At 38.5% G+C, this 14,430-nt stretch carries 12 protein-coding genes; 8 read left to right on the top strand and 4 right to left on the bottom strand.

The window, feature by feature from the left end; translation table 11 throughout:
* Positions 1–90: 90 nt before the first annotated feature.
* The 3 genes from AC1FXP_RS02220 to AC1FXP_RS02210 form a co-directional block, all read right to left on the bottom strand.
* Entirely contained in the window at positions 91–1,035 is a 945-nt protein-coding gene (locus AC1FXP_RS02220; RefSeq protein ID WP_480058384.1) for an MBL fold metallo-hydrolase, read from the bottom strand.
* Positions 1,036–1,143: 108 nt separating this feature from the next.
* A complete protein-coding gene (locus tag AC1FXP_RS02215; protein WP_480058383.1) occupies positions 1,144–2,043 on the bottom strand; it encodes a hypothetical protein in 900 nt (299 codons plus the stop codon).
* A gap of 30 nt (positions 2,044–2,073) precedes the next feature.
* Entirely contained in the window at positions 2,074–3,078 is a 1,005-nt protein-coding gene (locus AC1FXP_RS02210) for a toxic anion resistance protein (protein ID WP_480058381.1), read from the bottom strand.
* A gap of 298 nt (positions 3,079–3,376) precedes the next feature.
* On the opposite strand from AC1FXP_RS02210, the gene AC1FXP_RS02205 reads away from it, so the two are divergent.
* From AC1FXP_RS02205 to kapB, 8 genes are all read left to right on the top strand, one after another.
* The gene (locus AC1FXP_RS02205) at positions 3,377–4,141 is read left to right on the top strand and encodes an NRDE family protein (protein ID WP_480058379.1); all 765 of its coding nucleotides are present in this window, start codon (positions 3,377–3,379) and stop codon (positions 4,139–4,141) included.
* 273 nt (positions 4,142–4,414) lie between these two features.
* Positions 4,415–9,010 carry a glutamate synthase large subunit gene (gene gltB / locus AC1FXP_RS02200; protein ID WP_480058885.1) on the top strand — a complete coding sequence of 1,532 codons (4,596 nt, stop codon included), beginning with the start codon at positions 4,415–4,417 and terminating at the stop codon, positions 9,008–9,010.
* Between the two features lie 130 nt (positions 9,011–9,140).
* Entirely contained in the window at positions 9,141–10,628 is a 1,488-nt protein-coding gene (locus tag AC1FXP_RS02195) for a glutamate synthase subunit beta (protein ID WP_480058378.1), read from the top strand.
* A gap of 99 nt (positions 10,629–10,727) precedes the next feature.
* Positions 10,728–11,384: a YpjP family protein gene (locus AC1FXP_RS02190; protein WP_480058376.1), complete on the top strand. Its 657-nt coding sequence runs from the start codon at positions 10,728–10,730 to the stop codon at positions 11,382–11,384.
* A gap of 127 nt (positions 11,385–11,511) precedes the next feature.
* Positions 11,512–11,688 carry a hypothetical protein gene (locus tag AC1FXP_RS02185; protein WP_480058375.1) on the top strand — a complete coding sequence of 59 codons (177 nt, stop codon included), beginning with the start codon at positions 11,512–11,514 and terminating at the stop codon, positions 11,686–11,688.
* A 97-nt stretch (positions 11,689–11,785) separates the two neighbouring features.
* Complete coding sequence (locus tag AC1FXP_RS02180; protein ID WP_480058373.1) at positions 11,786–12,037, top strand: hypothetical protein; 252 nt, start codon at positions 11,786–11,788, stop codon at positions 12,035–12,037.
* Positions 12,038–12,046: 9 nt separating this feature from the next.
* A complete protein-coding gene (locus AC1FXP_RS02175; RefSeq protein ID WP_480058371.1) occupies positions 12,047–12,238 on the top strand; it encodes a hypothetical protein in 192 nt (63 codons plus the stop codon).
* Positions 12,239–12,251: 13 nt separating this feature from the next.
* Positions 12,252–12,632 carry a kinase-associated lipoprotein KapB gene (kapB, locus tag AC1FXP_RS02170; RefSeq protein ID WP_480058369.1) on the top strand — a complete coding sequence of 127 codons (381 nt, stop codon included), beginning with the start codon at positions 12,252–12,254 and terminating at the stop codon, positions 12,630–12,632.
* 23 nt (positions 12,633–12,655) lie between these two features.
* Here kapB and AC1FXP_RS02165 read toward each other — a convergent pair whose 3' ends face one another.
* The gene (locus tag AC1FXP_RS02165) at positions 12,656–14,347 is read right to left on the bottom strand and encodes a PucR family transcriptional regulator (RefSeq protein ID WP_480058368.1); all 1,692 of its coding nucleotides are present in this window, start codon (positions 14,345–14,347) and stop codon (positions 12,656–12,658) included.
* Between the last annotated feature and the right edge of the window lie 83 nt (positions 14,348–14,430).

The following is a 14,430-nucleotide window of genomic DNA, read 5'->3' as shown; positions in this document are numbered from 1 at the left end:
ATCTATTCATATAAAATGGTATTCATATTATAATAAGCTGGGCCTACTTTACGCAAGTAGGCCGTTTTATCCTGTCTCATGACGGAGTACTTACTGTATTGCATTTTTTTGAAGGTAATGAAAAATCCCCATTGAACAAATTTGCAAGTCAAGTTGTATATGGTCATAAACGGAGTGATTTCTCGGAATCTGTTGTTGATCAAGTTCTTCTTGAATCATTGCAAGTAACGTTTCAGCAAGATTCTCTTCACTTTCTTTTTTGTCGTAAATAGATTGTCCTACAGAAACGAAAAGAGGGAGCCATTTTCTAATTTGACTATAAACCAAACTAGGTTCATAAGAGGCACTAAAATGACCAAAATAGATTGCTTCTACATTAAGATCTTCAATCCTTTTCAATGACTCTAACATAGCTTTTGGATCAAATTGACTTGGGGACGTTGAAGGGAGGACAAAGTGATATCCTTCTTTTTGGAGCAGTTCATAATGTACACCTAATGTATCCCCAGTAAAGATTCCTTTCGATTTTGAATCATAAATACTAAAGTGATGAGCAGAGTGACCAGGTGTGTCATAAAAAGTAAGTATCGAATCCTGCCCGATTTGCAATGATTCACCATCATTTTTTTCAATAACACGCTCTTTTGAAACGGGTACGATTGGATCAAAGAAACTCTCAAATTTATCCCTATACACAGATCTTGCACCGTCTATAAGGCGAGAGGGATTAATCATATGTCTTGCCCCTCGAGGGTGGACGATAAGTTTTGCATTTGGACAGTGTTCAAGTAAAAGCCCGGCTCCACCTGCATGGTCTAGGTGAATGTGAGTTACAATAAGATAAGCCACATTTAATGGATCGATTTCAAGTGCTTTAAGGCCCTTTAATACATGTGAAACAGAAGGGGACGGACCGCTTTCTATTAACGTTGTTTTTTCCTCGTGTAAAACGTATGTACCTGTTCTGTAGGAAAGGTTTGAGTCATAGCCGTCTATTAGGGAGATAGACGGTGACAGCTTTATAATAGTAGACATGTAATTAAGCCTCCAATCAATTGAAAACACTTACGTTAAGTGTAAGCAAAGAAAAGAAAGGAGACAAGGAAAAAAATTACAAATTACAGAGGCTATTTTTAAAATGTTCTATTTATCATACCTTACAGATTGTAATTTTAATAAATGATTCATACGTTCCACACGGAGTTGTTCCAAACGCTCGACAAAACGAATCAATGTTAATTCCATTTTAGATAAAGCGACATAAAGCTCTTCTTTATGATCTAACTGATGTTTTAATGAAAGCGATAAATAAGTATGAATAATGGAGGGTACGTCTTCTTTAAACATACGCCTTACTGTATGACGTTCCTCAAAATCTAACAATGTAAAATCAGTTTGTAATTTCTCTCCTTGCTGTATGAGTCTCTGCATTTTGCTTTCGATGAGTGGATCAACGGAAAACTGATTAACTGTTCGAACATAGCGCTTCGCTTCTTCAAGTAACATGGATAAATCATTTGTTTTTGTTTCTTGTAACAGGTGTTGCTGGTTTGTTAATAATTCTTTAGCTGATTGTTGAATCGTTACCGCATCGTTTGAATAGGCTAAATCAAGATGGTGAATACGGTAAAAAAGACTTTGAAATAAGGAAGGTTCACGAACGGAGCGAATGTGCGCTCGTCCATCCTTGATGTAGCGAATCGAAGCTTCTTTACATATGCCAATTCCATTTTTAGCTTTCATATATTTTCGAAAACATATGATGACGATACGTTTTTTAATAGGGGAAGATGAGTGCTTTTGATCCAGCATTACGACAGAGATATATTTATGAGTTACTTTTACTTTAATCAGCCATTCTTTTTGTTTGCGACGGATGGATTTCTTTTGATTAGAAGAAGGGGCATTTTCAGCCATTCTAACAAGCAAATCTTCTGCATCCTCTAGCATACTTCTTGTCGCGGTATCTCTAATAATGTGATCCTCGACCGGCTTTTTGTGAGCCGGTGTAAACATCAACTTCATTTTATCTACCCACTCCATCAAACCCCGCCTTTCTAAAATACACGACCATTAATTTAATAATTTTGTTCTCATTTCCTTATTTAATGAATCAAGCTCTTGAATAAAGTCTTGACCAGTCTGCACTATCCGTTCATTTGATTTCTCCGTTAATTCAATGGCTTCAAAAACATTGTTGTATGCTTTGCGAAACGATTCAATCGCAATAGCAGGCTCTTCAAGAGTTTTTAATGTTTCTTCTGTGTTTTGTTTTAACAGTTCAGAGTTAGACAATAACATCGATTCAGTTGCCTCATTAACATGTTTGACTGCTTTGATGACCTTCTGCTGATTTGATAACGCTAACTGGATCGAAGCCGATACCGTTATCACGTTTTTCGTCATTGTAATTGCGTTAAAGATCGCTTCTTCAAGCTTGTCGTTATTTTCAACAATTAAATCAACAGAAGCCAATGATTGCTGTAATACCATAACTGCCTGAGACATGTTCTTTACACGAGAAATGACTTTCAACTGGCCTTTTTTTAATTCATTTGGGTTATCAGCCCATTGTTCTTTTACCATTTCATCTTCGAGCATCTTATTTAGTTGATTGCCTAAATCAATTTGTTCATTTAAATTAGCAATCCGCTCCTTAGCGACACTTTTTAGTTGATGAAGCATGAGTGTATCTTCTTGCAACTTATCTTTTCCACTTAAAAGCCCTTCAACGATATCATCGACTTGTGCTTCGACCGTTTGATATTTACGAGCATATTGTTCAATAGGGTTGCGTCGCAATAGTTTGTTGATCCATTTTTTTGTCTGACTTTCCTTCAAATAAGTTGGTTCTAACTGACTGACTGTTTCCTTTAATTGATGCAGCTGAGTAGGTAATTGATTTGATTGATCTTGCATCATTTCTTTTACGGGGCGCTTTAATGCTTCTAAAGATTCTCCGGCTTCACGTTGTTCATCTTCTCCTAATGAATCTAATGAGTTTAGGAGTTTTGAAAGATCTTCATCTTGCTTGTATTGGTCTAGTACATTATTTGTTTGATTGCTAGCCTTACTCATAGGAATCAATCCTCCTCTATTATTGACAATGGTGTGTTCTTGTTTTTTATTGTTAAAAGGTTAAGGTCGATCTTTTAGCAATTTCTTATTTCTTTCCTTTATTTTATCTTACGCATTGAATACTCATCCAGTTTCAAGCTATGTAATATTATGATGGATTTTAGGGTTGAATACAATCATTCTCTAGGTGGATGTAATGAATTGAATAAGTATGTTAAAGATGGAAGGGAAAGAAATATTAATAGTAAGATTTAAAAATTTCTTGTTTAGATAAAGCTTGTGTGAAAGGTGTGATCATATGTGTCTGCTTGCTATAGGTTTACATGTGCATTCAGAATACGACGTAGTGTTAGTTAGCAATAGAGATGAGTTTTTTAATCGTGCAACAGAACGAGCACATTTATGGACGGGTGATACCGGTGTAGTAGCAGGTAGAGATCTTGAAAAGGGAGGGACATGGTTAGGGGTGACGAAGAGTGGAAGGCTTGCAGCAGTGACGAATGTGAGGGAACAGCTGAGCGTAGAAGGCATGAAATCACGAGGAGCATTAGTTACCAACTTCTTACATCATAATGATGAACCAGAAGCTTATGTAGGGGAGGTATTGAAAGAAAAAGATCGATATCAAGGTTTTAACCTAATTACTGGTGAAGGTGATCAATGGTATTATAGTTCTAACAGGGCAAATAGCGAAAGATTAGAAAGTGGGTTACATGTAGTTAGCAATGCCCAGTTGAATACAGACTGGCCAAAGGTTAGAAAACTGAAAGAAAAACTTGAAGATGTTTTTTTAGAGTCTATGAACGAAGAGTTTCTTATTGAACGATGCATGGATATTCTAAAGGACGAAGCATCTTTTCAAGATGACCAACTCCCTAGTACGGGTGTTCCTATTGAGATCGAGCGAATGCTTTCGCCCATTTTTATTAAGGGGTCTTATTACGGAACTCGCGCTTCAACGGTCATTCTGTTCACTAAAAAAGGGGCCATTCGTTTTATTGAGCAAGGATATGGACCTAATGGAGAGAGTTTAGACAAAGTTGACATGTTGTTTGAAACCTAAAAAAATAATTTATGAACAGAACTATTTAACGAACAAAATAGTTGAATTTTTATACAATGAAGAGTGGGTAATATACAAAAAACTATTAAGTCGTTTTGAACAAATAATAAAATTTTTTTGCGGAAATACCGTATAGGAAGCGCTTTCAATACAAATTTCAGCAAATTTCAATTTGCCGAAATGTCAGAAAAATGATATGATCCTGTATATTAGCTCATAAATTTTGGGGAGAGTTGATTGATTTTTACTTTTTTGGAGAAAGGGTTGATGCCAATGCGGTACGCACAATTACCGAAAAAACAAGGCCTATATGATCCACAATTTGAGCATGATAATTGCGGTATCGGCTTTTTAGCCCATATGAAAGGGAAGAAGTCGCATCAAGTAGTTGAAGATGCACTTCAAATTCTGCGAAATTTAGAACATCGCGGTGGGCAAGGTGACGAAGTAAATACAGGAGATGGTGCAGGGATCTTGTTACAAATTCCCCATCGTTTCTTTGAAAAAGTCTGTTTAGCAGACAGTATAGCTCTTCCTGAAGCAGGCGACTACGGAGTAGGTATGCTATTTTTGCCACAGGATGAAGAAGCGCGGGAAAGCTGCGAAAAAGGGCTAGAAGCCATTATAGAAACAGAAAACTTGGAGCTTCTAGGTTGGCGCGATGTTCCTGTTGATGATTCCATGCTTGGTAATGCGGCAAAAGCAGCAATGCCATTTATTCGTCAACTTTTTATTAAGCGTAGCTCAGAACTTAAAACGGAATTAGATTTTGAACGCAAGCTTTACGTGATTCGCAAACGTGCTGAACATGAACTAGCTGATCTTGTTCCCCCAGATGAGTCACTATATTTTGCGAGTTTTTCAAGTCGTACAATCGTCTACAAAGGGATGTTAACGACAGAACAAGTTGATCAGTTTTTCTTAGATATTCCAGACGCTGACTTTGAAACAGCGATTGCACTTGTTCATTCAAGGTTTAGTACAAATACATTCCCAAGCTGGGAGCGGGCACATCCAAACCGTTATATGATCCATAACGGGGAAATTAACACAGTAAAAGGAAATGTTAACTGGATGCATGCACGTGAAGCTATGTTTGAAACAGATGCGTTTGGAGAAGACATTGAGAAAATTTCTCCAGTTGTTGATAGCAGTGGTTCGGATTCATCAATGTTTGATAATACGATTGAATTTTTATCGTTAGCAGGCCGATCGATGGCTCATTCAGCAATGATGATGATTCCGGAGCCATGGCAAAATGATGAGCAAATGAGTGCTGAAAAGAAAGCATTCTACCAGTTCCATAGCACGTTAATGGAGCCTTGGGATGGACCTACTGCCATTGTATTTACAGATGGAAAGCAAATTGGGGCATGTTTAGATCGAAACGGATTACGTCCGTCTCGTTATTATGTAACGAAAGATGACTATATCGTTATGTCGTCTGAAGTTGGGGTACTGGATATTGATCCTGAAAACGTCCTTTATAAGGAACGTCTTCACCCAGGTCATATGCTTTTAGTTGATACGGAAGAAGGACGTATTATCCCTGATGAAGAAATTAAGCATCAGATTGCTAGTGAACACCCTTACGAAGATTGGGTGAAAGAACACTTAATCAATCTTGAAGACGTCCTTGAAACTGCTCATGTTGAAAATACGGACTTTAAAAACCTTGGTACACGCCAACTTGCTTTTGGCTATACGTATGAAGAGTTGTCTAAGGTCATCCAACCGATGGTAAAAGATGGAGTCGATCCTGTTGGTTCAATGGGCTACGATTCACCACTTGCTGTTTTATCAAAGAGACCTCAACTTTTGTACAACTATTTTAAACAGCTATTTGCTCAAGTAACGAATCCAGCAATTGATGCGATTCGTGAAGAAGTGGTTACGGCTACTGGTACGACTATTGGAGCAGAACGTAACTTGTTGAATCCAGAACCATTAAGCTGTCGTCACATCCATCTTCCTTATCCAATTTTGGACAATGAAGAGTTAGCGAAGCTTCGCCATAATAAAATGGAAGGTTTCAAATCTATTACGTTACCAATCTTATTTGATGTTTCAAAGGAAGAAAGTCAAATAGAAGATGCACTTAATTCGCTATTTGCTCGCGCTGACGCTGCGATTAAAGGCGGCCACACGCTAATCATTTTAAGTGACCGTGGAATGAGCGAGACACAAGCAGCGATCCCTGCACTACTAGCTGTTTCAGGATTACACCATCACCTAATCCGTCAAGGAACGAGAACAAAAGTAAGTTTGCTAGTTGAATCTGGTGAGCCTAGAGAAGTTCATCACTTTGCATGTTTGTTAGGATACGGTGCTGAAGCAATTAATCCTTATCTTGTATTTGATTCGATTGATGGACTGATTCAAGATGGATTACTTGAAGATATTTCCTATGTAGAAGCAGTTAACAAATATGTTAAAGCTGCGGCAAAAGGAATTATGAAAGTTTTATCTAAAATGGGCATTTCAACAATTCAAAGTTACCGCGGTGCACAAATTTTTGAAGCTGTTGGTGTACATGAATCGGTTGTAGACCACTACTTTACGTGGACAACAACAAGAATTGGTGGAGTAAATTTAGAAATAATTGAAAAAGAAGTGCGTACACGTCATAATCGTGCCTATTCAAAACAAGAAGGTGTAGATAAGGCGTTAGATCCTGGTGATGACCTTCAATGGCGTCGTAATGGGGATCCGCATCAGTATAATCCTCATACGATTCATATGTTGCAAAATGCATGTCGGAATAACAATTATGACTTATTTAAGAAGTATTCCAATGCAATCAATGAGCAGACAAAAGAGCAAACAACGTTACGTGGATTGCTTGCGTTTAAGAATGGCCGTAAATCCATTCCGCTTGAGGAAGTTGAACCGGTAGAAGAAATCTTCAAACGTTTTCGTACAGGTGCTATGTCATTTGGTTCGATCTCAAGAGAAGCACACGAAACACTTGCCATTGCTATGAACCGTATTGGCGGAAAGAGTAATACAGGAGAAGGTGGAGAAGATCCAGCTCGTTTTACTCCTGATGAAAATGGAGATTTACGTAGAAGTGCTATTAAACAAGTAGCTTCTGGTAGATTTGGTGTTACAAGTCATTACCTTGTAAATGCGGATGAGATTCAAATTAAAGTAGCACAAGGGGCAAAACCGGGTGAAGGTGGTCAATTACCTGGAAACAAGGTTTATCCTTGGGTGGCAGAAGTTCGTGGTTCTACACCAGGTGTAGGTCTAATTTCACCACCACCACATCATGATATTTATTCTATTGAAGATTTAGCCGAGCTTATTCATGATTTGAAAAATGCGAACCCAACAGCGAAAGTGAGCGTGAAGCTTGTTGCTGGAACAGGTGTTGGTACGATTGCAGCTGGGGTTGCAAAAGGCCGTGCAGACGGAATAATCATTAGTGGATATGATGGTGGTACTGGAGCTGCAGCTAGAACAAGTATCAAGCACACTGGTTTACCGTGGGAAATTGGTTTAGCAGAAACTCATCAAACGCTTCTACTAAACAACTTACGTGACCGTGTAACACTTGAAACGGATGGAAAGCTAATGACGGGACGTGATGTCGTTGTTGCTGCATTACTTGGAGCTGAAGATTTTGCTTTCTCAACAGCACCACTTGTAGTGTTAGGCTGTATCATTATGCGTGTATGTCACTTAGATACTTGTCCTGTCGGTATAGCAACACAAAACCCTGAACTTCGCAAAAAGTATATGGGTCAAGCTGAGCATGTTGAGAACTTTATGCACTTTGTGGCACAAGAGATCCGCGAGCTTTTGGCTGAGCTAGGATTTAAGAAGTTGGATGACTTAATTGGTCGTACAGATCTTCTTGAACCAAATAAAGAGGTTGATAACTGGAAAGCTGAGCATATTGATTTATCAAACTTGCTTTACCAACCGAATCCGGAAGATCATGAGAGTAATTACTGTACGAAGAGCCAGGATCATCAGCTTGAGCTGTCACTAGATGCAAGAGAACTTTTAGCAGCTAGTAAGCCAGCTCTAGAAAATGGTGAAAAAGTTCAAGGTACATTTGAGATACGAAACACCGACCGTGTTGTTGGTACAATTGTCGGAAGCGAAATTAGTAAACGTTACGGGGCAGAAGGATTACCAGAAGATACGATTACGTTTGACTTTAAAGGTTCAGCTGGTCAAAGCTTTGGTGCCTTTGTTCCAAAAGGAATGACTTTACGCCTTGAAGGTGACGCGAATGATTATACTGGTAAGGGATTGTCAGGTGGAAAGATTATCGTTCATCCTCCGGTAGGATCTTCATTCAAAGCTGAAGAGAATATCCTAATCGGGAACACTTCTTTCTATGGTGCAACAAGCGGAGAAGCATACATCAATGGTATTGCTGGTGAGCGTTTTGCTGCTCGTAACTCTGGTGTGAGTGTTGTTGTTGAAGGTGTTGGAGACCATGGTCTTGAGTACATGACTGGCGGAGTTGTAGTGAACCTTGGATCATTTGGGAAAAACTTTGCTGCTGGTATGTCTGGCGGTATAGCGTTTGTACTTGATGAAGATGGAATATTTGATGCTAAATGCAACAAAGAAATGGTGCATTTAGAAGATCTAACTGCACAAGAAGATATGGATCTATTACGTACACTACTTGAAAAACATACTGCTTATACGAAGAGTTCAAAAGCAGCTGCTGTTCTTGCAAACTGGAATGAATCATTAGCGAAGTTCGTAAAAGTGATTCCGAAAGATTACAAGAGAATGCTTGAAGCTATTAATCGAGTGAAGCAAGAAGGGCTTACAGATAGTGATGCTGTAATGGTTGCTTTTGATGAAAATAAGAGTGATAAGTCTCGTGTAAGTGGAAAATAGTTAAGATGTCTCAAGGAGGGCGGCATTATCGATCTTAAGCTGACGGATCATATCTTTAAGATCAGGCCGTCCTTCTGAGTTCATCTTTCCTTCTAATTTTGTAGAGATAGAAGAGATTGGAGTGAATGCGATGGGGAAGCCAACTGGATTTATTGAATATAAAAGAGAGAATCCAACGAAACGAGATCCATTTGAACGGACAAAAAGTTGGAAAGAATTTCAAATTTTAATGCCTGAACCAGCTTTACGCCAACAAGGAGCTCGCTGTATGGATTGTGGCGTTCCTTTTTGTCAAACTGGAACAACAATGGACGGGTCTGGAGAAATTGGGTGTCCTGTATACAATTTAATTCCAGAATGGAATGATTTAGTATATCGTGGTAAATGGAAGGAAGCACTTGAAAGACTTCACAAGACAAATAATTTCCCTGAATTTACAGGTCGAGTTTGTCCTGCACCTTGTGAAGGATCTTGTACAGTGGCCATTAGTGATGATTCTGTTTCTATTAAGAGCATTGAGTATCACATTGTTGAGCGTGGATTTCAAGAAGGCTGGATCGTACCACAACCACCTTCAAAAAGATCGGGCAAGAAAGTTGCTGTTGTAGGTTCAGGTCCTGCGGGTCTTTCAGCTGCAGCACAGCTGAACAAAGCAGGTCATTCTGTGACTGTGTTTGAGCGTGATGACCGTATTGGTGGGCTTTTAACATACGGAATTCCTGATGTTAAACTTGCCAACCATATCGTTGAACGCCGTGTGAAAATTCTTGAAGAAGAAGGAATCACATTTAAGACAAATGTAGAGATCGGGAAAGATGTCTCTGCAGCTCAATTAAAAAAGGACTTCGATTCTGTTCTATTATGTACTGGTGCTACAAAGCCGCGCGACGTAGAGGTAGAAGGTCGTGAATTAAAAGGAATTCATTATGCGATGGATTTCCTTACAGCTAATACGAAAAGTCTATTAAACTCAAACCATGAAGATGGCAATTACATTTCTGCAAAAGACCAAAATGTCATTGTTATCGGTGGTGGAGATACAGGGGTTGACTGTATTACAACATCAGTGCGACACGGAGCAAAATCAATTACACAATTTGATATTAACCGCCAAAAGCCTGATGAGCGTTCAGAAAAGAATCCTTGGCCATTATTCCCTATTATCCACACAATAGAAGATGGTCAGAAGGAAGCAAAAGCAGTCTACGGTACAGATCCTCGTAGTTACCAAGTTAGCACAACGAAGTTTGTAGGTGACGAAGATGGAAATGTGAAAGAAATTCATACAATTGGTGTAGAAACAACGATTGATGATAAAGGTAGAAAGATCCGTACCCCTATTCCTGGTACTGAGAAAGTTTGGCCAGCTGATCTAGTTCTTTTAGCAATCGGTTTTACTGGTCCGGAAGAACGCATTATCGAAGAGTTATCAATTGAAACGACATCTCGTTCTACCATTGAAGCAGAGTATGGTAAATACATGACAAGTGTTCCTGGCGTGTTCGCAGCTGGAGACAACCGTCGTGGGCAAAGCTTAGTCGTTTGGGCGATTCATGAAGGACGCGAAGCAGCTAGAGAATGCGATCGTTACTTAATGGGAAGTTCAAATTTACCATAGAATTTCATAAGCTTGTAACGGGATTGTAATGGCGCTTTCATAGATTTCATGAGAGAATAGAGTTAATAGAAAATTGAAACTATGAAAGGGCGTATAAGTATGCTTCGACAAGTGAAGCGTGGCCTCGTCATTTCATCAGCTCTTCTTACATTTGGACTGTTTGTTCCTTCGATCGATTTTGTTCGAGACGTACAAGCCGAAGAGCCACAGAAGACACAAGGTGAAAGTAATGAGAATCCGCTAATATATCAGGTAAATGAAGATAGTTATGATTTGTTCGGGGATGTATTACCAGCTAAGACTGAGCAATATATTCACAGGAATGCATCATCAGCTGATGTAATTAATGATTATATTATGAAACAAGCAGCCGAACAGAGTATGTTTAAATTTGGCACAGTGATTAGTGAGAAAATAAGTATGCCTTTTGAAGAGCAGATTTTGCCCAGACTCGATTTTGTCTTACGTGAGACAACTCAAACATTGTCTGATCGAGATTGGGAGCAACTTAAAATGTCTTCAAGTCCATCAGCTGGATTAGGAGAGAAAATTTTTCATCTTTACAATGAAGAAAGTGGAGAAGATATCCTCCGGTTTCATGTGCGAAGAGATCAACCACCTAAGCAAGGCTATGTATTTAATTTTCACTACCATACGTACCTAGATCAACATGAAAAACATCATACTATTGGAAATATTCATTGGGGCAAAGATATGCCTCCAAGATGGAATAGTACAGACCGTGTATATTCATAATATACACGGTCTTTTCTTATATCCTGTATTTTTCTAATAGTGTGATCTAACATACCCCTTAGTAGAGTCTATAACTCATGAAGATAGAGAAGGTGTATTACAGGTTGCCACTAAAGAGAGAAAACTTGTGGAATTAGCCGAGGACAATTCTAAAAGTGAAGAATTGAATGAGTCTACTTATGGGGAAGAGAATAAAAAGGAAGAAACAGCGATCATAAATCTTAAAGATTTTGATTTTAGTGATGTATCAACGCCAGAGGGTGCACCAATACAGGAAATCCTTACCAAGCTTAATCTAGATTAGTGCGTTGTTCATTATTTTTTCGTAAATTTTTCTTAATTTCTTTGTTTTTTTTGGTAGGATAAAGGTATGAACGATCAATGCTGTTGGAGGGGTTTTTTTGGAATCACGTATGGAAGAAAAAAAACGTCCAGAATGGTTAAAGTGGACGATTCGAGTTATACTAGCATATGCGCTTGTGTTAGCTGTCATCTTAGCGATTACGATTATTGCTATTTTAATAACTTTTACGTTTATCATTATTGACAGTTTTTCAGATACAAGTTCTTTAGGAGCCATATCTGAACAATACTTTGTACCTGTTTCTGAATTTATGTGGCGGCTCTTTACTTGGCTAGTGCCTGGATTATAAGGAGGGTATATGGATCAGGAAATCATCATCGTTATAACCGCGTTTTCATTGTTTCTATTGACAGGGTTGTTTGGTGGCATCGGTATTTATAGTATTCTACATCATAAAAAGAAACGAGCCATATGGTGCTTTGCTATTGGATTTTTCTTTATTATTGTTTACTTGATTGCTATGTTTATAGTAGGGTTTGGTGGTATATAAAGGAGGGGGAACATTGCCAGAGGTTGAATATGTACGAGCATTTTACAAAACAGGGGCTTATATTGCGGAATTAATTGAAAGGCAAGAGGAGAATGGTCGTGCTCTTGTGAAAATTAAAGCTGTTGTTAAACATCCTACACAAGGAGATCTTCACAGCCCGAAGATGACCGATGTACCTTTATTTCATCAGCGTAAAGCATTGGCTGAGTTTGAAAAAACGTGGGTGCCTCTCTCGTCTTTAAAGGCATATGAAGGAGAAGTACCGAGTTATAAGGATTCACTTCAGCAAGCTCTGCATGACGAGATTACAAAGTTAGAGGATGAGCAGACAGAGTGGGCCCATCTTTCGTTAGAAAAGTTAGAAGAGTGTAAGAAAGAATATGGATTCTCATAATTGAAACAAAGCCGAGTATAGAATTACGTTCTATACTCGGCTTCTTTCATATCCATTCCATGAAGCCACAATCGAATACTTAAATCCAGTAAAAACAATTCGTCAGGGTCATCTAAGGAACAATTCGTTAACGATTCAATTTTTCGTAAACGGTATAGAAGTGATTGACGGTGTAAATTTAAATCTCTTGCTGTTTGACTTACATTCCCATGATTATGATGGTATGCGGTAAATGTATGGAGAAGGTCAATTTGTCTTTCTTCAGCATAGCGAAGAAGAGAATCAAGAATTGATTTTGCGATATCAATTAATTCATCGTTTTTTAATAAATTATCCATAACACGATCAACTTTTGTATCAGCATAGACAGATATGCTATTTCTTCCATTCCTTTTACGACCTATTTCTAATGCTTTTTTTGCTTCTTGATAACTAGTTGCAAAGCAAGAATAGCCATATTGCTTAGCAACGCCCCAAGTAATGAAGATCGAAGGATTGAGGAATTGAAAACGAGTTTGTAGCTTGTTGATATAGGTTCTTGCTAGTTCCATGACATGATGATTGACTTCCAAAAAGATGATTAGTTCTTCATTTTGGTAAGTTACCATTGATTTTAATGCCATCGATTTAGCCATCGATTCAGCTTCTTCTTCCATATGACGAATCCATTCATGTAGCCAATGGTCAAATGTAATTGATAAGTGCGTCATTGACCGAAAACTTTCTTCAAGCTGTTCTGGTTTCCCGACTATACATATATAAGGTAGATTAATTTGATAATTAAGAGATTTCGCTCTTGAGAGCATCAGCTCGGTTGAAGGGATGGCATCTCTAGATAACTCCCAAACAAAATCATCCCGTAATCTCCATTCGGCCTCCTTTGCCGCTTGTTCGTGTAAGAAATGAATGGCTACAGCGGTCGTAACGTGTTCAAGCAACATAACCCACTCAGAATGTTCCTCTTCACTAAAAGGATCAGCTCCAAAGCCACCGACAACGATATAACCTTGAATGTTTCCGGTAGAATGAATCGTTAATTGTAAGGCATACCCACCGTCATACTCAATCCATTCAAACGTTTGGTCAAGAGAGTGATAAATCCCGTCCTCTTCTAGTTGCTTATGCAAAAAATCAGCCCACTTAGTTAATAAATCGTCAGGAAATGGGTCTGACTTGCCGCGGATGACGCCACGCTTATCGGCAATTACCACTCCACAATCAATTGACTTAGCTACATGATCAGCAACTAGGTTTAAGGACTCACCAGATAGGATGAAGTTGAGTAGAGATTTTCGAATATTTTCAATTTTTTCAAGATATAGATGTTTTTGTTCATGAATTTCTGCAAGGACTTGCTCTAAGATATCAGAAAAGCGAATGGACCAATCTAATTCGATTAAAATGAATTGATGCTTGTTTGCAAGCTCGATGATTGAATTTGGGATCACTTTCACAAAAGGGCCGATTGCAATAGCAAGACCTGAAGCACCTGCTTCGATTATTTCTTTTACAAATTCATAGAACGTTTGTTCATTATTGGCACAGCCAACCCCGGTTGTGAGAACGAGTTCATTTTTACGAACAAAAGTTTCGACAGGTGTTTCAATCACGGATACCCAATCTACAGTGGTCTTGTCTAATTCGGAAACGCACGTCCGAATGACTGCTGATTTGAGGATTTCTAACGACTGAACATGATTCATTGTAATTGTCATAAAAACGTCCTCCTTACAACAAGGTTATTAAAATGCAAGATGAATATGATTATGTTCTATTGTAAGGCATAGTCAGAACACTT

The sequence above is a fragment of the Halalkalibacter sp. HAAS-P013 genome, assembly GCF_056619925.1.
This window is presented reverse-complemented; position numbering and strand designations above follow the sequence as displayed.

Bases quoted from the DNA above. Each gene is read 5' to 3' on its own strand.
- AC1FXP_RS02220 (WP_480058384.1), bottom strand. From the start codon at position 1,035: ATGTCTACTATTATAAAGCTGTCACCGTCTATCTCCCTAATAGACGGC.
- AC1FXP_RS02215 (WP_480058383.1), bottom strand. From the start codon at position 2,043: ATGGAGTGGGTAGATAAAATGAAGTTGATGTTTACACCGGCTCACAAA.
- AC1FXP_RS02210 (WP_480058381.1), bottom strand. From the start codon at position 3,078: ATGAGTAAGGCTAGCAATCAAACAAATAATGTACTAGACCAATACAAG.
- AC1FXP_RS02205 (WP_480058379.1), top strand. From the start codon at position 3,377: ATGTGTCTGCTTGCTATAGGTTTACATGTGCATTCAGAATACGACGTA.
- gltB (WP_480058885.1), top strand. From the start codon at position 4,415: ATGCGGTACGCACAATTACCGAAAAAACAAGGCCTATATGATCCACAA.
- AC1FXP_RS02195 (WP_480058378.1), top strand. From the start codon at position 9,141: ATGGGGAAGCCAACTGGATTTATTGAATATAAAAGAGAGAATCCAACG.
- AC1FXP_RS02190 (WP_480058376.1), top strand. From the start codon at position 10,728: ATGCTTCGACAAGTGAAGCGTGGCCTCGTCATTTCATCAGCTCTTCTT.
- AC1FXP_RS02175 (WP_480058371.1), top strand. From the start codon at position 12,047: ATGGATCAGGAAATCATCATCGTTATAACCGCGTTTTCATTGTTTCTA.
- AC1FXP_RS02165 (WP_480058368.1), bottom strand. From the start codon at position 14,347: ATGACAATTACAATGAATCATGTTCAGTCGTTAGAAATCCTCAAATCA.